The sequence below is a fragment of the Brevundimonas sp. FV1ye29L genome (assembly GCF_058681095.1).
This window is the reverse complement of record NZ_CM178730.1, coordinates 1,255,926-1,272,997: the sequence shown is the minus strand read 5'-3', so window position 1 is coordinate 1,272,997 and position 17,072 is coordinate 1,255,926. Positions and strand designations below refer to the sequence as shown.

21 protein-coding genes are annotated in these 17,072 nt (G+C 67.5%); 19 read left to right on the top strand and 2 right to left on the bottom strand.

Annotated elements, in window-relative coordinates; translation table 11 throughout:
• The first annotated feature begins 90 nt into the window (after window positions 1-90).
• From ACW17W_RS06255 to ACW17W_RS06245, 3 genes are all read left to right on the top strand, one after another.
• A complete protein-coding gene (locus ACW17W_RS06255; protein ID WP_492079885.1) occupies window positions 91-1,383 on the top strand; it encodes a lytic murein transglycosylase in 1,293 nt (430 codons plus the stop codon).
• Window positions 1,384-1,398: 15 nt separating this feature from the next.
• Complete coding sequence (locus tag ACW17W_RS06250; protein WP_492079884.1) at window positions 1,399-1,641, top strand: hypothetical protein; 243 nt, start codon at window positions 1,399-1,401, stop codon at window positions 1,639-1,641.
• Window positions 1,642-1,719: 78 nt separating this feature from the next.
• Window positions 1,720-2,658 carry an SPFH domain-containing protein gene (locus tag ACW17W_RS06245; protein ID WP_492079882.1) on the top strand — a complete coding sequence of 313 codons (939 nt, stop codon included), beginning with the start codon at window positions 1,720-1,722 and terminating at the stop codon, window positions 2,656-2,658.
• Between the two features lie 24 nt (window positions 2,659-2,682).
• Here the strand turns inward: ACW17W_RS06245 and cysS are convergent, their stop codons facing one another.
• Window positions 2,683-4,164, bottom strand: coding sequence for a cysteine--tRNA ligase (gene cysS / locus ACW17W_RS06240; RefSeq protein WP_492079881.1), 1,482 nt, complete (start codon window positions 4,162-4,164; stop codon window positions 2,683-2,685).
• Window positions 4,165-4,310: 146 nt separating this feature from the next.
• Between cysS and folE the strand changes: the two genes are divergently transcribed.
• The 6 genes from folE to ACW17W_RS06210 all read left to right on the top strand — a co-directional run bounded on the left by folE (window position 4,311) and on the right by ACW17W_RS06210 (window position 8,828).
• A complete protein-coding gene (folE, locus tag ACW17W_RS06235; RefSeq protein WP_492079880.1) occupies window positions 4,311-4,919 on the top strand; it encodes a GTP cyclohydrolase I FolE in 609 nt (202 codons plus the stop codon).
• A gap of 182 nt (window positions 4,920-5,101) precedes the next feature.
• Entirely contained in the window at window positions 5,102-5,545 is a 444-nt protein-coding gene (locus ACW17W_RS06230) for a biopolymer transporter ExbD (RefSeq protein WP_492079879.1), read from the top strand.
• Between the two features lie 84 nt (window positions 5,546-5,629).
• Complete coding sequence (locus tag ACW17W_RS06225) at window positions 5,630-5,980, top strand: MmcQ/YjbR family DNA-binding protein (RefSeq protein ID WP_492079878.1); 351 nt, start codon at window positions 5,630-5,632, stop codon at window positions 5,978-5,980.
• Between the two features lie 70 nt (window positions 5,981-6,050).
• Entirely contained in the window at window positions 6,051-6,902 is an 852-nt protein-coding gene (locus tag ACW17W_RS06220) for an aldo/keto reductase (RefSeq protein ID WP_492079877.1), read from the top strand.
• Window positions 6,903-6,977: 75 nt separating this feature from the next.
• Window positions 6,978-7,226 (top strand): helix-turn-helix domain-containing protein, encoded by a 249-nt coding sequence (locus tag ACW17W_RS06215; RefSeq protein WP_492079876.1) that lies wholly within the window; start codon window positions 6,978-6,980, stop codon window positions 7,224-7,226.
• 72 nt (window positions 7,227-7,298) lie between these two features.
• On the top strand, window positions 7,299-8,828 hold the full coding sequence (locus tag ACW17W_RS06210) for a UbiD family decarboxylase (protein WP_492079875.1): 1,530 nt from the start codon (window positions 7,299-7,301) through the stop codon (window positions 8,826-8,828).
• Between the two features lie 373 nt (window positions 8,829-9,201).
• On the opposite strand, the gene ACW17W_RS06205 is transcribed toward ACW17W_RS06210, so the two are convergent.
• Window positions 9,202-10,413: a helix-turn-helix transcriptional regulator gene (locus ACW17W_RS06205; protein ID WP_492079874.1), complete on the bottom strand. Its 1,212-nt coding sequence runs from the start codon at window positions 10,411-10,413 to the stop codon at window positions 9,202-9,204.
• Between the two features lie 86 nt (window positions 10,414-10,499).
• Between ACW17W_RS06205 and ACW17W_RS06200 the strand changes: the two genes are divergently transcribed.
• The 10 genes from ACW17W_RS06200 (at window position 10,500) to ACW17W_RS06155 (ending at window position 17,062) form a co-directional block, all read left to right on the top strand.
• Window positions 10,500-10,643 (top strand): hypothetical protein, encoded by a 144-nt coding sequence (locus ACW17W_RS06200; RefSeq protein ID WP_492079873.1) that lies wholly within the window; start codon window positions 10,500-10,502, stop codon window positions 10,641-10,643.
• Window positions 10,644-10,652: 9 nt separating this feature from the next.
• Window positions 10,653-10,994 carry a hypothetical protein gene (locus tag ACW17W_RS06195; RefSeq protein WP_492079872.1) on the top strand — a complete coding sequence of 114 codons (342 nt, stop codon included), beginning with the start codon at window positions 10,653-10,655 and terminating at the stop codon, window positions 10,992-10,994.
• A 51-nt stretch (window positions 10,995-11,045) separates the two neighbouring features.
• A complete protein-coding gene (locus tag ACW17W_RS06190; protein WP_492079871.1) occupies window positions 11,046-11,687 on the top strand; it encodes a hypothetical protein in 642 nt (213 codons plus the stop codon).
• A gap of 76 nt (window positions 11,688-11,763) precedes the next feature.
• On the top strand, window positions 11,764-13,611 hold the full coding sequence (locus ACW17W_RS06185; protein WP_492079870.1) for a M14 family metallopeptidase: 1,848 nt from the start codon (window positions 11,764-11,766) through the stop codon (window positions 13,609-13,611).
• Window positions 13,608-14,030: an MAPEG family protein gene (locus tag ACW17W_RS06180; protein WP_492079869.1), complete on the top strand. Its 423-nt coding sequence runs from the start codon at window positions 13,608-13,610 to the stop codon at window positions 14,028-14,030. Before ACW17W_RS06185 ends, ACW17W_RS06180 begins: the two co-directional genes overlap by 4 nt.
• A 45-nt stretch (window positions 14,031-14,075) precedes the next feature.
• Complete coding sequence (locus tag ACW17W_RS06175; protein WP_492079868.1) at window positions 14,076-15,425, top strand: TldD/PmbA family protein; 1,350 nt, start codon at window positions 14,076-14,078, stop codon at window positions 15,423-15,425.
• Window positions 15,422-16,222 carry a 3'(2'),5'-bisphosphate nucleotidase CysQ gene (locus tag ACW17W_RS06170; RefSeq protein WP_492079866.1) on the top strand — a complete coding sequence of 267 codons (801 nt, stop codon included), beginning with the start codon at window positions 15,422-15,424 and terminating at the stop codon, window positions 16,220-16,222. Before ACW17W_RS06175 ends, ACW17W_RS06170 begins: the two co-directional genes overlap by 4 nt.
• Before the next feature lie 84 nt (window positions 16,223-16,306).
• Window positions 16,307-16,558 carry a DUF4170 domain-containing protein gene (locus ACW17W_RS06165; protein WP_492079865.1) on the top strand — a complete coding sequence of 84 codons (252 nt, stop codon included), beginning with the start codon at window positions 16,307-16,309 and terminating at the stop codon, window positions 16,556-16,558.
• A 43-nt stretch (window positions 16,559-16,601) separates the two neighbouring features.
• Window positions 16,602-16,844: a hypothetical protein gene (locus ACW17W_RS06160; RefSeq protein WP_492079863.1), complete on the top strand. Its 243-nt coding sequence runs from the start codon at window positions 16,602-16,604 to the stop codon at window positions 16,842-16,844.
• On the top strand, window positions 16,841-17,062 hold the full coding sequence (locus ACW17W_RS06155; RefSeq protein ID WP_492079862.1) for a hypothetical protein: 222 nt from the start codon (window positions 16,841-16,843) through the stop codon (window positions 17,060-17,062). The genes ACW17W_RS06160 and ACW17W_RS06155 overlap by 4 nt, the downstream gene beginning before the upstream one ends.
• Window positions 17,063-17,072 lie beyond the last annotated feature (10 nt).

Sequence of the window (17,072 nt, the reverse complement as noted above, 5' to 3'; positions counted from 1 at the left end):
TCGCCCTTCGCAGGCGAGAGCGGAAACTCATTTCCCGCTTCGCGCGGTTGTGATTGCCCCTCCCCCGCGGCCGCCCCTAAAGACGACCTCATGCGCCTCGACTATCGCCTCCTCCTGATCGCCTGCGTCGCTGCCTGCGCGCCCATGCTGCCGGAAGCCCCTCCTGTACAGACGCAACCAGACCCGACCGCCGACAGGCCGCAGCCGACGTCGCCGGGCGTGGGCCCCACCCCCTATGCGCCGCCCGCGCAACCGACCCAGGCCTGGCCTGACCAGCCGGGGTTCGAGGGCTGGAAACAGGGCTTCCTCGCCCGCCACGGGGGCGCCCGTCGCGCCGAATACGAACAGCAGCTGGCCGGCCTCAGCCCCGATCCCGATGTCGTGCGCCTCGACGGCGCCCAGCCCGAGTTCAGCCGTCCGGCCGGCGCCTATGTGCAGAACGCGGTCAGCGCCGGCCGGGTGGCCGAGGCGCGTCGTCGATCCGACGTGGTGCCCTGGGCTGTCACCCAGCGCTACGGGGTTCCCGCCGAGATCCTCGTCGCCATCTGGGCCCAGGAATCCAGCTTCGGACAGGTCCAGGGCTCCAAGGATGTGATCCGGTCCCTGGCCACCCTCGCCTATGACGGACGAAGGCGCGACTGGGCCGAGGGCCAGTTGAAGCATGCGCTGGACATTGTCATCGACGGCCGTCGCGACCGCGCCGGACTGAAGGGCAGCTGGGCCGGGGCCATGGGCCAGACCCAGTTCATGCCCGACAACTACCTGCGGCTCGGCGTCGACCAGAACGGCGACGGCAAGGTCGATATCTGGGGTTCTGATGTCGACGCCCTGGCCTCCGCCGCCAATCTGCTGGCCCAGGCGGGCTGGAAGCGCGGCCAGCGCTGGGGCTATGAGGTCGTGCTGCCGCGCAACTTCGACTATTCGGAAGCCGAGGGTCCCCGCCACCCATGGTCGCACTGGGCGCAGCGCGGCGTCGCCCTCGCCGGCGGCGGCGCGCCGACCCAGGCCGAGGCTGCCGAACAGGCCGTCATCCTGCTGCCGCAGGGAGCGCGCGGCCCGGCCTTCCTGGCCCTGCCCAACCACTATGTGATCCGGCGCTACAACAACTCGGTCAGCTATGCCCTGGCCATCGGGCTGACGGCCGACGGGGTCGAGGGCCGGCCGGGGCTGGTCGGGTCCTGGCCCGCCGACGCTCCCCTGTCGCGCGAGCAGCGTATCGGCGCCCAGGCCGCCCTGACCCGGATGGGTTATGACACCGGCGGGGTCGACGGCGTGGTCGGCACCAATACCCGCAATGCCCTGCGCCGCTGGCAACAGGCCAATGGCCGGCTGGCGGACGGCTATCTGACCGCCGCCCTGGCCGATGAGTTGATGCGGCGCTGATATCGGGAGTTTGCAATGACGAAGCCCGCTGATGAAGGAGGCCGCGCCATTCTGGCCGGCTTCTTCGCATTCCTGGCGATCGGCGTCGTGCTTATGGCGACTTTCGTCCTGTTCCGGGTCGTTGTGCCCTTGATCCTTGAGGCTCACTTCTTTGGATCAGTTTTTGCGGCCTCGGTCACCGGCCTGTTCGGAACGCTCGGGCTGGGCCTTCTGGTTGTTTTCCTGTTTAAACGCATCGCCCGGATGATCCGGGACTAGGCTGCGGCGGGGGCGGACATGAGTTTTCCAGGAACCACGGGCTCGTCTCGCCCCAGACTGCCTCAGGGCGCGTCGCGCGTGCTCAAACTCACCGCGACCGCAACCCTGCTGCTTGCGGTCCTCGCGGGCGGCAGCTGCGCGGTCTCCTCATGCAGCGTGACCGTCGAAAGCGGCGAAGCCGGGATCAAGACCACCAAGTTCGGCCCCAACCCCGGCGTTCAGCCGACCGAGCTTCGTCCCGGCTGGCATTGGGAAGGTCTGGGCGAGAAAATCATCAAATACCCGACGCGTCAGCGCGTCTATTCCTACACCCGCGAAGGCAACGCCGACGGTCAGGAGAATGAGGAGATCGGCTTTGCCGACCAGACCGGCCTGCCCATGACGGCCGACGTCAATATGACGGTCAAGGTATCGGACACCAAGGCCGCCGACCTGTTCGCCAAATACCGGCTGAGTTTCGACGACCTGCTGGACAATCCCATCCGTAATGACGTCCGCTCCTTCATCGCCCAGGAGGCGGAAAAGGTGCCGGTGTCCTGCAACCTGACCAGTCAGCCGTCGATCGCTCCCGGCGCCCAGCAGGCTGCTCCGGTCTGCACAGGCAGTCTGATGGGTGCGGGCCGTCAGGTCGTGATCCAGCGCGCCTATGCCAACCTGCAGCGCAAATGGGCCGCAGAGGGTGTCGAGATCAGCAATCTCCAGTGGGTGGGCACGATCCGCTATCCGGAGAGCATCACGACCGCGATCCAGGCCCGCACCGCTACCGAACAACGCACCCTCGCCGCCCAGCAGAAGGAGGCAGAGGCCCGGGCCAATGCCAATGCCCAGATCGAGACGGCGCGCGGCGAGGCCGAGTCCATCCGTCTGCGCGGTGAGGCCTTGCGGGCCAATCCCCAGCTGATCGACCAGATCTATGCCCAGCGGTCACAGGGTCTGTGCCCGCCGCGCGCCTCGACCTGCATCATCGGCCAGGGGGCCTGGGGTCTGACCAACCAGCAGGCGCCCGCGACAGACTGACCTGTTCCGGCGCGGACTGGCGGGTCAGTCTTTCAATCGCCAGGTCGCGCCCGTCGGCCCGTCCATAACCACGACGTTCAGTTCCGTCAGCCGGTCCCGGATCCGGTCGGCGGAGCCCCAGTCCTTGGCCGCTCTGGCCGTGATGCGTTCGGCCAGCAGGGCCTCGACCTCGGCCTTGAAGGCCGGATCCCCGCCTTCGAACCAGTCGGCCGGCGCGGTCTGAAGCACGCCCAGCAGGCCTGCGGCCTCAAGCAGCGTCCAGCGCGCCAGAGCCACATCGCCCAGGTCGACGTCCGGATCGGACAGGGCATCCCGCAGGGCGTTCCCCAGGGCGAACAGCCGCGCCACGGCTTCGGGCGTATTCAGGTCGTCTTCCAGCGCATCCAGCACCGGCCCCAGCTCGGCCTCGGCCAGCTCCAGCTCAGCGTCCCGCAGTTCGCCGTCGCCGAACTCCTCGTCGCCCATCGCTTCAGCCTCGAACCCGGCCAGGGCGACGTCCGCATCGCGGAGGACGCCGTAGAGCCGATCCAGGTTCTTTCTCGACTGTTCCAGCAGGCTCTGGTTCCAGTCCAGCGGCTGGCGATAGTGGGCGCTCAACAGGGCCCAGCGCACCACCTCCCCCGGGAAATGCTGCACCAGATCGTGCAGCAACAGGACATTGCCGACCGACTTGGACATCTTCTCGGCGTCCACAGTCAGGAAGCCGTTGTGCATCCAGTAGCGGCTGTATTCCTCGGGGGCCGTATCGCTGTGCGCATGGCCATGGGCGCAGACGCCCTGGGCGATCTCGTTCTCATGATGCGGAAACACCAGATCGATGCCGCCGCCGTGGATGTCGATTGGCAGACCCAGCGTCTGTTCGATCATGGCCGAGCATTCAATATGCCAGCCCGGCCGCCCCTCGCCCCACGGGCTGGGCCAGGACGGCTCGCCCTCCCTGGACGGCTTCCACAGGACGAAGTCGTGGGCGTTCTTCTTGTAGGGCGCGACCTCGACCCGGGCGCCGGCGATCATGTCATCCAGATTGCGCCCAGAGAGCGCGCCGTATTTCGGATAGGACGACACATCGAACAGGACGTGGCCTTCCGCCGCATAGGCGCAGCCGGCGTCGACGATCTGCCGGATCTGGCCGACAATCGCTTCGATGTGGTCGGTGACGTGCGGGGCGATGTCCGGCGGCGAAACGTTCAGCGCCTTCATATCGGCCAGATAGGCCGCCTCGAACCGGGCCGTGATCTCGCCAATAACGACGCCTTCCTTCGCCGCCTTCTGGTTGATCTTGTCGTCCACGTCGGTGACGTTGCGGGCATAGATCACGCTGTCGGCGCCATACCGCCGGCGCAGCAGCCGGACCAGGACGTCGAACACCACCGGCGGGCGTGCATTGCCGATATGGGCGAAGTCATAGACCGTCGGGCCGCAGACATAGAGGGTCACCCGGTTCGGATCGCGCGGCGTAAAGGTCCGCTTCTGGCGATGCAGGGTGTCGTACAGGGACAGGGTCATGGGTCGGCGGGGTTCGATTCTTGGCGGAGGCCGTCCGCTTGCAGGACGTCGGGGAAGTCCCATATAGCCGCGCAAGCTGATAAAGCCTCGTTTCCGACTTTCAAGCGAAAGCACGTTCGCCCGTGTTCGCCCCCGAGACCTCCAGTATGACCGCCAGCCCCGCCAAGCCCACGCTCGTCGCCGCCCCGACCCGTCCCAGCCGGGAACAGGCGCTGGAGGCCGTGCGCACCCTGATTGCCTGGGCCGGCGACGACCCGACCCGTGCGGGTCTGATCGACACCCCGAAACGGGTGGTGGACGCCTATGGGGAATGGTTCGATGGTTATGAGGCCGACGCCGCCGCCGAACTGTCGCGCACATTCGAGGACGTGACCGGCTATGACGACATGGTCATCCTGCGTGAGATCGAGGTCGAAAGCCACTGCGAACACCACCTCGCCCCGTTCCTCGGCAAGGCCTGCGTCGCCTATATCCCGGGCGCAAAGGTCGTCGGCATCTCCAAACTGGCCCGGGTGGTCGAGATCTTCGCCCGCCGTCTCCAGAACCAGGAAACCCTGACCAACGACATCATCGAGGCGATCGAATCGCATCTGGCGCCGCTCGGGGTCGCCGTGCTGATCGATGCGACCCACCAGTGTATGACGACGCGGGGCGTCCACCATCGCCATGTCTCGACCCTGACCACCCGATTCACCGGCGCCTTCAAGTCTGATCCGGCCCTCGCCGACCGCTTCCTCAAGCTCGCGCGGGGCTGATCACGCCACCTCGTTTCAGCCGGCGGCGGCGGTGCGGGGCATGATCGTGCGTCAGGCCTGTGAAAATCCCCGCCCGACGCCGAGAGTGCTTTACAAGCCGCGCCCGGGACGCCAAGACGATGTCCGAACCTTGAACGCAGGCCCGATCCCAGAGACGGGCTATCGACGGAGTATTCCAGGACATGGGCGGTAAACTTTCAGGACCCGGAGGCCAGGGCGGCAAGACGATCGAGCAAAACTCGGACATCAACGTCACCCCCTTCGTCGACATCATGCTGGTGCTGCTGATCATCTTCATGGTCTCGGCCCCTCTGGCCACCGTGTCGATCAACCTCGACCTGCCGCCGGCGACCCCGCCGCCGCCTTCGGCTGAAAAGCCGAAGGATCCGGTCTACATCACCATCCAGGACTCGGGCTCGATCTTCATCGCCGAGAACCAGACCACCATCGAGACCCTGGCGGCTGACGTTTGCGGCGCCCTCCAGCCGACCCCGAACTGCAAGGACGAACGGGTCTTCGTCCGCGCCCAGCCGGACGTGACCTACAACCAGTTCATGGAGGTCATGAACGACCTGCAGAAGAACGGCTACTTCAAGGTCGGCCTGCTCAACGAAGACATCGAATAGGCTTCGCGCCCATTCCATACGATCAAGGCCGCGCCCTCCGGGACGCGGCCTTTTTTCTTGCCCGATCTGCGCTAGTCTCGCGCCATGACCCGTGACGACGTCGAGGCCCTGATCCTGTCCTTCCCGGAGGTCGAACGATCGACCTCCTATGGCGAGCCGTCGTTCAAGGTGGCGGGCAAGTTCTTCACCTGGCTGCGGCCGCATCTCGACGACAGCATCGTGGTCCATCTCGACAGCCTCGACGAGCGCGACCTGCTGATCGAGATGGACCCCGAAACCTTCCACTTCACCGATCACTACCGCAACCACCCCATCGTCCTCGCCCGCGTGGCCGCGGTGGATGCCGGCTGGCTGCGCGTGATGCTCGCCCGGCGATGGAGGAAGGCGGCGCCGACCCGGGTGTCCCGGGCTCACCTTCAGGTCCCGGGCGAGTAAATCCGGCCCGGCGGGTTGCGCCCTGACCAGGGCGGCATAGGTAAACGGCTCCCTGCCGCCGGAGCCTTCCATGACCGACCAGCCCGTGATCACCGTCGATGGCCACGCCATTCCCCTCCTCGGCTTCGGCACCTGGCAGCTGGAGGGGGATGACGGCCGGCGGATGACGCGCGAGGCGCTGCGCATCGGCTATCGCCACATCGACACCGCCTGGATCTACAAGAACGAGGCCCAGGTCGGCGCGGGTATCCGCGACGCCATCGAGGCCGGACACGTCACCCGGGACGAGGTCTGGTTGACGACCAAGATCTGGGTCGAGCATTTTGACCGCGACGGCCTGCTGAAACAGGCGAAACAGTCCGCCGACAGCCTCGGCTTCACCCCCGACCTTCTGCTGCTCCACTGGCCCAAACGGCAGCCGTCCTTCGCCGAGACCCTCGGCGCCCTTAACGAGGCCAGAAATCAGGGCCTGACCCGGACCATCGGCCTGTCGAACTTCCCGTCCGCTGAGTTCCGGGAGGCGCAGACGCTGTCCAAGGCGCCGCTGGTGACCAATCAGGTCGAATACCACCCCTATCTCAAACTGACGAAGCTGCTGCAGACGGCCCGCGACCTGGGCTCCTCGATCACGGCCTGGTCGCCCCTGGCCCAGGGCAAGATCGCCGACGATCCCACGATCAACGAGATCGCCCGCACCCACGGCAAGTCCGCCGGTCAGGTCACGCTGCGCTGGCTGATCCAGCAGGAGGTCATCGCCATCCCGCGCACCACAAAGGTCAGCCGCGCCGAGGAGAGCTTCGACATCTTCGACTTCGCCCTGACCGAAGAGGAGATGGACCGGATCCACGCCCTGGCCCGTCCCGACGGTCGTCTCGGCGACTGGCTGGACGACGCCTTCAAATGGGACGAAGAATGGGCCTGACGCGCCGCGCCAGATCGGCGCGCGAGGAAGCGGCGCTTCAACCGGCCAGAGCCGGTTAGCGCACCGGAGGACGGCATGGGCTCTGTGCTGAGGTTTCCCGGCGTCGATCCGCTCGATGCAGCGGTCGGCGCCAGACTGAAACGGTGGCGCGAAACGCGCGGCATGACGATCGACGATCTGGCCGACGCCCTGCACATACCGGTCGAGGAAGCCCGCCGCGCCGAGGCGGGCCGCGCCCATCTGACCTCCGCCCAGATCGGGGCCGCCACCGGCGCCCTGCACCTGCCGGTATGGGCGCTGGTTTCGGATACCCGGGCGTACTGAAAGGTCGCATCCGCCATGGCGTGACAGGACAGCCGCGTCCGCCTAATCCATGAGGCTCTCACGGAGCTTCCCTTGGCCTACAAATCCCTGCGCGACTTCATGGCCATGCTGGAGGCCGAGGGCGAACTGGTTCGCGTGTCCGAGCCGGTCTCCACCCATCTGGAGATGACCGAGATCCAGACCCGGCTGCTGCGCAACGGCGGCCCGGCGGTGCTGTTCGAAAAGCCGGTCATGCCCGATGGCTCGATCAGCCCCATCCCCTGCCTCGCCAATCTGTTCGGCACGGTGAAGCGCGTGGCCATGGGCGTGACCATGGAGAAGAAGCCCCGCACCACCGCCGCCGAGCTGCGCGAGGTCGGCGAACTGCTGGCCTTCCTGCGCAATCCGACCCCGCCGCGGGGCCTGTCGGACGCCATGGAGATGCTGCCTCTGGCCCAGACGGTCATGTCGATGCGGCCCAAGGTGGTGAAGTCCGCCCCAGTGCAGCAGGTGGTGCTGAAGGGCGACCAGATCGATCTGACCAGCCTCCCGGTGCAGGGGTGCTGGCCCGGCGAACCCGCCCCCCTGATCACCTGGGGCCTGGTCGTCACCAGGGGACCGTCCGAGGACCGCGAGGACGACTTCAACCTGGGCATCTACCGCATGCAGGTGCTGGGCAAGGACCGCGCCATCATGCGCTGGCTGGCCCACCGCGGCGGGGCCCAGCACTATGCGCGGCACAAGAAGGCCGGGAAGAAGGGCCCCCTGCCCTGCGCCGTCGTCCTCGGCGCCGACCCGGGCACCATACTCGCCGCCGTGACGCCGGTGCCGGACACCCTGTCGGAGTATCAGTTCGCCGGCCTGCTGCGCGGCGCCAAGGCCGAGCTGGTCCCGTGCAAGACTGTGCCGCTGATGGTCCCCGCCAACGCCGAGATCGTGCTGGAGGGCCACGTCCTGTTCGACGAGCACGCCCCCGAGGGCCCCTACGGTGACCACACCGGCTATTATAATTCGGTCGAGACCTTCCCGGTCTTCCAGGTCACGGCCATCACCATGCGCCGCGACCCCATCTATCTGACCACCTTCACCGGCCGGCCGCCGGACGAGCCCTCGGTGCTGGGGGAGGCGCTGAACGAGGTCTTCATTCCCCTGCTGCGCGCCCAGTTCCCCGAGATCACCGACTTCTGGCTGCCGCCCGAGGGCTGTTCCTACCGCATCGCCGTGGTGTCGATGAAGAAAGCCTATCCCGGCCACGCCAAGCGGGTGATGCTGGGCGTCTGGAGCTATCTGCGCCAGTTCATGTACACGAAGTGGGTCATCGTCGTGGACGACGACATCAACGCCCGCGACTGGAAACAGGTCATGTGGGCCATCTCGACCAAGATGGACCCGGCGCGCGACATCACCGTCATCGAGAACACCCCGATCGACTACCTCGACTTCGCCAGCCCCGAGAGCGGGCTGGGCTCCAAGATCGGCCTCGACGCCACCGACAAATGGCCGCCCGAGACGAAGCGCGAATGGGGCGAGGAAATCCGCATGGACGAAACCGTCGTCGACCGGGTGTCGGAGATGTGGGACACGCTCGGCTTGCCCGGCGACAAGACGCCCATCTGGAAATAGGCCCCAAACCGTCCGTGCGCCGAACCCCGATATCAGGCGTAACATTGCGGACACAAATCTGCCTGTTTGTGCAGTGCGGCGCCCAATTCCTGAATGACGGATTTACAATGGCGGGCTAGCGTCAGGACTTCTGATTTGTGGAGTCCCGCCGTGAAGTCTGCGCTCGTTATCGCCCTCTCCCTCATGATGGCCGCACCCGCGGCCGTCGCCGTTTATCCGACTGCGGCGGACGCCCAGGTTCTGGCGGGGGGGAATGCAGCGCGCCGTCGCCCGCCGCGCCAGGTCGGCCTGTCCGAGCGGGATCGCGAACGCCTCTATGAAGCCCAAGATGAAATCATCGAGCACGAGACTGCGATCGGCGAACTGACGGCGATCACGGAGAACGGCGGGGTCCTGACCCCCGTTCAGATTCGCCAGCTGGAAGGCCGCCAACGTCGTCTGCAAAGCGCCCAGCAGACGGTTGACCGTCTGGAAGCCAAGCGCGAACGTCTCGGCGGCTGACCGGCGTTTCGGGCTCGACGCCGGGCTGACCTGCCCGCAGCTTCTCCTGATCTACGCAACCGGGCCTGTCTTGCCCCTCCCCGATCGGCTGCATGGCGTGCTGAACTGCGAGGGGATCGATCCCGTAGAGCTGCGACAGCTGGCCGGCGACGGTCGCCATGGCCTCTCTGAGAGCTGCAGGGGCAAGGACCTCGGCCTCTGCGCCGAGCCGCAAGAATTCCGTTGCGGCATGGTCGACAGACTCGATCGGCACGACGACGTCGACCCAGCCATCGACGCAGGCGCCGGCGCCGGCGGCAACCCGCGCCTGCTCGGCTCCCAGCTGCGCCAGCCATTTCAACCCCGTTTTGGACAACCGGAGGGTGGCGATCCCGGTGAAAATGTCTCCCTCAAACCGTCGCGATGTCTCTGCCCACCAGAGTGAAAGGTCAAAGCCGGGGGGCCGCTCGAACGTCGCCTCACTGACGGTCAGATCAAGAATGTTCGAGACGCGGTAGGTGCGCGGCTCGCGCCGCCCCTCAACCGCCCGCGCCGCCAGATACCACAGCCCGGCCTTCAGGATCAGCCCGAGCGGCTCCAGCTCGCGCGCCACCTCGCCCTTCCAGCTTTCATAGCGCACCGAAATGCGGCGGCTGTTCCAGACTGCCCCGGCGATAGCGGGCAGGCGCCCCGCCTCGTCCGGATCCTGACGCCAGCCGACCGGGTCGAGGTGAAACCGTCCCGCCAGGCGCCCGGCCGCCGCCTGCCGCTCGGGCGGCAGCGCGGCCAGCAGCTTCAACTGCATGGTCGTCACCGCGTCCGAAAAGCCCATCTGAGCCGCCGGCCCCGACAGGCCGCCGAGGAAAAGGGTCTCGGCCTCGGCCTCGGTCAGGCCGGTCAGTCGCGTGCGATAGCCGTCCATCAGCTGGAAGCCGCCCGACCGGCCGCGATCCGCGTAGACAGGCGCACCGGCGGCGCTCAGCTGGTCGATGTCGCGATAAATGGTCCGCACCGAGACCTCGAACTCGGCCGCAAGCGTCTCGGCCGTCATGCGCCCCCGCGTCTGGAGCAGCAGCAGGATCGAGAGCAGTCGGCTGGCGCGCATTTTTCCACACTGCCCGATAAATCCTGACAACAGGTGTCAGCTTATGGACCCCAAGGCTATGCGGCGTTCAGCAAAAGGAACCCTTCATGTCCGTCCAGTCCCTCGCTCCCCTGCCCGAACTCCACGACTTTGACTTCATCCACGGCCGCTGGACCATCGCCAACCGGCGACTTCTGACGCTCGGGGTCGCCGCCGACGACTGGGGTGAATTTCCGTCAACGGGCTGGTGAGAGCAGCGGTTGGGTGGACTGGCGAATGTCGAACAGATCGACTGCCCCGCGCGCGGCTGGACCGGCATGGCGGTCCGATCCTTCGACATCCCCGCCCGGCAATGGGTCATCCACTGGATCAGCAGCCTGAACGGCGTGCTCCAGCCGCCTGTGCGCGGCCGGTTCGATGCGGGCGGTTGTACGCTCAAGGGCGCGGACCAGTGCAACGGCTGCCCCGTCATCGCGCGCTACGTCTGGTCGGACATCACGCCCGGCAGCGCCCGCTGGACCCAGGCCTTCTCGTTCGACGACGCCGCGACATGGGAAACCAACTGGGTCATGGACTTCAAGCGGACCGCCGATTCGGGGTGACGTCGGTTCAGTTCCCGCCCTAGTGTCTCATCACGCAATGGGGGGGCCCGCTTGAGCGCATTCGAGTTCTTCTTCAGCTTCTACGGCCTGTTGCTCGGCCTGTCGGTGGCCGAACTGGTGGCCGGCTTTGCGCGGGTGCTCCACAGCCGCCGCGCCATGCGGTTCGGCTGGCTGACGCCGCTCCTGGCGGTGTTTGTCGCCGTCGATATCGCGACTTTCTGGAACCAGGCCTGGAGCATGTTCCGCTTCGCTCCGTTCAGTATGGCGCTGCTTGTCGTCGGTCTGGCCGTCGCCGCCGTCTTCTATGTGGCGGCCAGCGTGACCTTCCCGGGTCGCGAGACGGCAGAGGCCGGATCCGCCGACCTGGACGACCACTTCTGGGCCCATCGCCGCACCGTCTTCCTGTGCGTACTGATCGCCAACCTGATCATCGTGGTGGTCTATTTCGCCAATGCGAGCCTGACGGGCGAGATCACCCGGTCCATGCGATCACCCGTCTTCTGGATCGGACTGACGATCTTCATCGGCGGCACGTCGATCGGCGCCTTCTCCCGGGCACGCAAGCTGGTCATCGCCGCCCTGATCGTACTGGTGGCCTATCATGGGTTCAATGTCACCCGCTCGGCCCATGCCCTGATCCAGGCCGGCGGCTGGTCATTCAATGCGCCTCCAGCAGGCGAAGCGGTCGACTGAGCCGATCTCACGGCATCCGCCGATGGGCTGACACACCCGCTTGCCAACCCGGAAGGATCGGACGAGGACTACCGCCATGAGAACCGCCTTCGTCCTCGCCGCTGTTGCGGCCCTGTTCCCGAGTATCGCCATGGCCCAAGACCGTTCACCGGCGTCCGCCCTTCCCAACACCGCCGCCTGGGACCAGCCCTTCCTGCCGCCGGCGCCCGAGTGGGATGGCGCCTCGAAGGCCCTGTTGCGCGACGCCTCGGACCCCTGGGTGACGCCGTTCGAGGCCGATCCGGGCCATGACTTCAGCCCGACCTACGCCGACACCCGCGCCTGGTTCGACCGGCTGGACGCGGCCTCGGACCTGATCCGCCTCGAACAATTTGGAACCTCGCCCGAGGGCCGGCCGATCTACGCCGTCATCGCCTCGAGGGACGGCGCGACCCTCGATCCGTCCAAACCCGTCCTTCTGGCCCAGGCCGGCATCCACCCCGGAGAGATCGACGGCAAGGACGCGGGCATGATGCTGCTCCGCGACATCGCCTTCTATGGCAAGGACAATCTGCTGGACCGGGTCAACCTGATCCTCATTCCGATCCTCAGCGTTGACGGCCATGAGCGGTCGAGCGCGTGGAGCCGCCCCAACCAGCGCGGGCCCCGCATCCAGGGCTGGCGCAACACCGGGACAAACCAGAACCTCAACCGCGACTTCCTCAAGCTGGACCAGCCCGAGATGCGCGCCCTGATGGGGCTGGTCCACAAATACAATCCCGACCTCTACATCGACATCCACGTCACCGACGGCATCGACTATCAATACGACGTCACCTACGGCTTCAACGGCGAGGATGGCGCCTATTCCCGCTCTCCAGCGGTCTCGGCCTGGCTGAACGACGCCTACAAGCCGACCCTCAACGCCGCCCTGGAGGCCCGGGGCCATGTCCCCGGCGAACTGGTCTTCGCCATCGACGACCGCGATCCGAAAAAGGGCCTGTCGGACGGCGGCCTGGGCGAACGCTTTTCCAACGGCTGGGGCTCAGCCGCCCACATCCCGACCGTCCTGATCGAGAACCATAGCCTGAAGCCGCATGAGCAGCGGGTTCTGGGGACCTATGTCCTGCTGGAGCACGCCCTGACCCTGCTGGCGACCGAGGGCGACGCCGTCCGCGCCGCCATCACCGCCGACCGCGCCCTGCGTCCCGCCGAACTGCCCGCCAATTTCCAGAGCGACGACCAGCCCGCCTCGACCCGGCCGTTCAAGGGCATCCTGTACGACACGTTCGACAGTCCCGCGTCCGGCCGCACCGAACTGCGCTGGCTCGGCAAGGCCGATCCGGAACTGTGGCAGATGCCCTTCTACGGCTCCCACCCGACCCTGACGCTGAAACGGCCCGAGGCCTACTGGGTGCCTGCCTATCGCACCGACATCATCGAACGGCTTCGGATTCACAACGTCGCCATGGAGCCCCTCGACGCCCCACGCACCGTCGCGGTGGAGATGCTGCGGTTGAACGATCCGAAGCCTGCCGCCCGTCCCAACGAAGGCCATGTCGGTTTCACCCTGTCCGGCGTCACCGCCGAGACCCGCGACTGGACCTTCGCCCCCGGCTCGGTCCGGGTCCCAACCGACCAGCCGATGGGCGACATCGTCATGCTGCTGCTGGAGCCCCAGTCGTCCGAGAGTTTCTTCGCCTGGGGCCTGTTCCCCGAGGTGCTCAGCCGCGTCGAATATATCGAGGCCTATGCCATCGCTTCCCTCGCCGAGCGGATGCTGGCCGCCGACCCGGCGCTGAAGGCCGAGTTCGAGGCGAAACTGGCGGCCGACCCCGCCTTCGCCGCAGACGGGGACGCCCGTCTGGGCTGGTTCTATGAACGCACGCCGTTCTATGATCAGCGCTACCGCCTCTATCCCGTGGCCCGTGAGACCGTCCGATGATCCCGATTGACGCGACCGCCTTCCATCACGAAGCCATCAGCGCCGTCGCCCTGTGGACCGGGCTCAGCCTGATCCTGCTTCTGGTGCTCACGGCCCGCGTGTCCGTGCACCGCCGCGCGCTGAAGGTCTCGCTTGGCGACGGCGGCCACCCGGCGCTCAACCTGGCCGGCCGCACCTTCGGCAATGCGATCGAATACCTGCCCACCGGCCTGATCGCGATCACCCTGGTCGCCCTGCTGGGCTACAGCGCCGCGATCGTCCACGCCCTCGGCGCCGCCCTGTTCCTCGGCCGTGTCGCCCACGCCATCGGCATGAACAGCGCGAAACAGCCGGCCCTCGGCCGGATGCTGGGCATGGTTCTGACCTATCTGGCCTTCCTCGGGTCCGCCGTCCTGCTGATCGTAGGGGTCTTCCTGTAGGCCCGTCCGCATTGCAGTTGCGAAGGGGGTCGGCCATATCAGGTCATGGCCTTCGACACCCCCTCCGCCGCTGAACTCCTCCATGATCTCGTCGCCGCCGCGCTGAAGGCCGGCGCCGACGCCGCAGAGGCGGTCTCATCCGAACGCCGCTCCGCCTCCATCGGGGTCAGGAACGGCGCGCTGGAAGATGTCGAACGCGAGGAATCGCGCGACCTTGGCCTGCGCGTCTTCGTCGGCCAGCGTCAGGCCTCCGTCTCCGCCTCCGACCTGTCGCCGGAAACCCGGGCCCGGCTGGTCGAGCGGGTGGTGGCCATGGCGCGTCTGGCGCCGGAAGACCCCTGGGCCGGCCTCGCGCCCCGCGATCGCCTCACCCCGGGCCCGCACCGGGATCTGGACCTGTTCGATGGCGCCGAACGCAGCGCGGCCGAGCTGGAGGCCGCCGCCGCCGGGGCCGAGGCCGCCGCCCTGGCCATCCCCGGGGTGGCCCGGTCAGAGGGCGGCTATGCCTCTTCCAGCTCCAGTGAATGGCGACTGGTGACTTCGGACGGTTTCGACGGCGCCCATCGCGGCTCGGCCTTCTCGGTCGGCGTCGGCGTCATCGCCGAAAAGGACGGCGCCATGGAGCGCGGGGGCGACAGCCGGACGACCCGCCACCTGTCCGACCTGCCCGATCCGGCGTCGATCGGCGAGGAGGCCGGCCGTCGCGCCGTGGCCCGTGTCGGCCCGCGCAAGATCGCCTCCACCACCGCCCCGGTCATCTTCGAGAACCGTATCGCCACCCAGATCCTGTCGCCCCTGCTGGGGGCCATTTCCGGTCCGTCCATCGCGCGGGGATCGTCTTTCCTGAAGGACGACCTCGGCAAGGCCATCCTGCCGCCCGGCCTGAACCTGATCGACGATCCCTTCCGTCTCAGGGGCCTGTCGTCCGCCCCGTTTGACGACGAGGGGGTTGAGGTTGAACGCCGCGCCCTCATCGACAGCGGCGTCCTGACCACCTGGCTGCTGAACTCGGCCTCGGCCGCCCAGCTGGGCCTCCAGTCCACCGGCCACGCCTCGCGCGGTCTGGCCGGTCCGCCCGGGGTCTCGACCCACAACCTGCATCTGGAGCCGGGCGAGCTCGACTCCGTGGCCCTGCGACGTCAGGCCGGCACGGGTCTTCTTGTCACCTCCATGTTCGGCCCCTCGCTGAACGGCAATACCGGCGACTGGTCGGCCGGGGTCTCCGGCTTCTGGTTCGAGAACGGCGAGATCGCCTGGCCGGTCAGCGAGGTCACCGTCGCCGGAAACCTCAAGGCCCTGTGGATGCGGATGACGCCGGGTTCGGATCTGGAGTTCCGCGGCGGCTTTAACAGCCCGTCCCTGCTCGTCGACGCCGTGGCCATCGCCGGGAAATGAACGTGTTCGGCCCTGATCTCGACCTGATCCGGGCCGCGGCCATCGAGGCCGGCGCCCTGGCCCTGGCCGAGCGGGCCAGGGGCGTCTCCGTTCGGTCCAAACCCGGCGGCTCGCCGGTGACCAGCGCCGACTACGCCGTCGACGCCATGCTGAAAGACGCCCTGCTCTCCGCCCGCCCGGACTATGGCTGGCTGTCGGAAGAAACCGAGGACACGCCCGACCGGCTGGGCCGACGCCGCATCTTCATCGTCGACCCCATCGACGGCACCGTCGCCTTCATGAAGGACCGGCCCTGGTGGTGCATCCCCATCGCCGTGGTCGAGGACGGCCAGGTGGTCGCCGCCGCCATCCACGCCCCCATGCTGGGCGAGACCTATACGGCGAGCCTGGCCGGCGGCGCCTTCCTGAACGGTCAGCCGGTTTCAGCGTCTGCGACCGATGCCCTGGAAGACGCCGGCATCCTGGCCAGCGCCCGGATGTTCACCGATCTGCACTGGCCGGAGCCCTGGCCGCCGATGCGATTCGAGAACCGCAACGCCCTGGCCTACCGGATGTCGCTGGTTGCCGCCGGGATGTTCGACGCCGCCGTCGCCTTCACCCCCCGCTGGGACTGGGATGTGGCGGCGGGCGCCCTGGTGGCGGCGGAAGCGGGGGCGATCGTCACGGATCATCAGGGCGGCGGCTGGAGATTCAACCGCCCGGACCCGCGTCAACCCGGCATGGTCTGTGCGGCTGCCGCGCTCCATCCGTTGATCATTGCGCGCACTCGGCATATTCCGCTGGCAGAACAGGACTGAGGTCGGGGTTGGCGAACGCCCGTCTTTCCGCCCAGATGTCGGTCCATACGCCCTCGCGCCTCCCCGCCCACGAGATCTGACCCCATGCCCGACACCTCCGCTACCGATACGCCCCAGCTGCTTCACCTCGTCATCGGCGGCGAGTTGCGCCACCTGGACGCGCCAGTTTTCCGCGATCTGACCAAGGTCGAGTTCGTCGGCGCCTTCGGCAGCTACGCCGAGGCCAGGGCGGCGTGGAAGGCCCGGGCCCAGGCCACGGTCGACAACGCCCATATGCGCTACTTCATCCTGCACGCCCACAAGATGATCGACCCGCGCGGCGACGCCGCCCACTAGGGTCGATGGAACCCGGCCGGCTGTCCGTCGTTAGGAAGGCCCCATGACCGCCATCCTGCTTGTTCTTGCCCTGCTGATCTTTGGCGCAGGGGTCGTCGCCTGGGGCGTCCATATGCACGCTGTCTGGACGCGAGACGCGGCCCGGGCGAAACTGCGGGGACTGCCGCCCTCCAGCCGCCCCCCGGCGCCGCGCCTCGTGCCGGGTCAGGTCGCCATGCCTGACCGGGCGGGCGTTGATCCTTTCGCCCACGTCGCCGACACACCGCTAGAGGATGTCCGCTCATGACCTTGTTCGGCACGACCCTCGACCCCGCCGCCATCGCCAGTCTCGCCGGTCTGCTGGCGACGCTGGCCCTGTGGATCTTCGTCCTGGGGGGCGAACGCCGCCGGGTGCGCTGGTTCCGCGATTGGGAAGCCGCCCGAAAGGCCCGGCGCGATGCGGAACTCGCCGCCGAACAGGCTAAAACTCCAGGCGGCGGCGCCAGGCGCGGCCCCTGGGGCTGATCCTCGGCGC

Excerpts from the sequence above, each read along its gene's own strand:
- ACW17W_RS06255 (WP_492079885.1), top strand. The coding sequence starts at position 91 with ATGCGCCTCGACTATCGCCTCCTCCTGATCGCCTGCGTCGCTGCCTGC.
- ACW17W_RS06250 (WP_492079884.1), top strand. The coding sequence starts at position 1,399 with ATGACGAAGCCCGCTGATGAAGGAGGCCGCGCCATTCTGGCCGGCTTC.
- cysS (WP_492079881.1), bottom strand. The coding sequence starts at position 4,164 with ATGACCCTGTCCCTGTACGACACCCTGCATCGCCAGAAGCGGACCTTT.
- folE (WP_492079880.1), top strand. The coding sequence starts at position 4,311 with ATGACCGCCAGCCCCGCCAAGCCCACGCTCGTCGCCGCCCCGACCCGT.
- ACW17W_RS06230 (WP_492079879.1), top strand. The coding sequence starts at position 5,102 with ATGGGCGGTAAACTTTCAGGACCCGGAGGCCAGGGCGGCAAGACGATC.
- ACW17W_RS06225 (WP_492079878.1), top strand. The coding sequence starts at position 5,630 with ATGACCCGTGACGACGTCGAGGCCCTGATCCTGTCCTTCCCGGAGGTC.
- ACW17W_RS06220 (WP_492079877.1), top strand. The coding sequence starts at position 6,051 with ATGACCGACCAGCCCGTGATCACCGTCGATGGCCACGCCATTCCCCTC.
- ACW17W_RS06215 (WP_492079876.1), top strand. The coding sequence starts at position 6,978 with ATGGGCTCTGTGCTGAGGTTTCCCGGCGTCGATCCGCTCGATGCAGCG.
- ACW17W_RS06205 (WP_492079874.1), bottom strand. The coding sequence starts at position 10,413 with ATGCGCGCCAGCCGACTGCTCTCGATCCTGCTGCTGCTCCAGACGCGG.
- ACW17W_RS06200 (WP_492079873.1), top strand. The coding sequence starts at position 10,500 with ATGTCCGTCCAGTCCCTCGCTCCCCTGCCCGAACTCCACGACTTTGAC.
- ACW17W_RS06185 (WP_492079870.1), top strand. The coding sequence starts at position 11,764 with ATGAGAACCGCCTTCGTCCTCGCCGCTGTTGCGGCCCTGTTCCCGAGT.
- ACW17W_RS06180 (WP_492079869.1), top strand. The coding sequence starts at position 13,608 with ATGATCCCGATTGACGCGACCGCCTTCCATCACGAAGCCATCAGCGCC.
- ACW17W_RS06175 (WP_492079868.1), top strand. The coding sequence starts at position 14,076 with ATGGCCTTCGACACCCCCTCCGCCGCTGAACTCCTCCATGATCTCGTC.
- ACW17W_RS06170 (WP_492079866.1), top strand. The coding sequence starts at position 15,422 with ATGAACGTGTTCGGCCCTGATCTCGACCTGATCCGGGCCGCGGCCATC.
- ACW17W_RS06165 (WP_492079865.1), top strand. The coding sequence starts at position 16,307 with ATGCCCGACACCTCCGCTACCGATACGCCCCAGCTGCTTCACCTCGTC.
- ACW17W_RS06160 (WP_492079863.1), top strand. The coding sequence starts at position 16,602 with ATGACCGCCATCCTGCTTGTTCTTGCCCTGCTGATCTTTGGCGCAGGG.
- ACW17W_RS06155 (WP_492079862.1), top strand. The coding sequence starts at position 16,841 with ATGACCTTGTTCGGCACGACCCTCGACCCCGCCGCCATCGCCAGTCTC.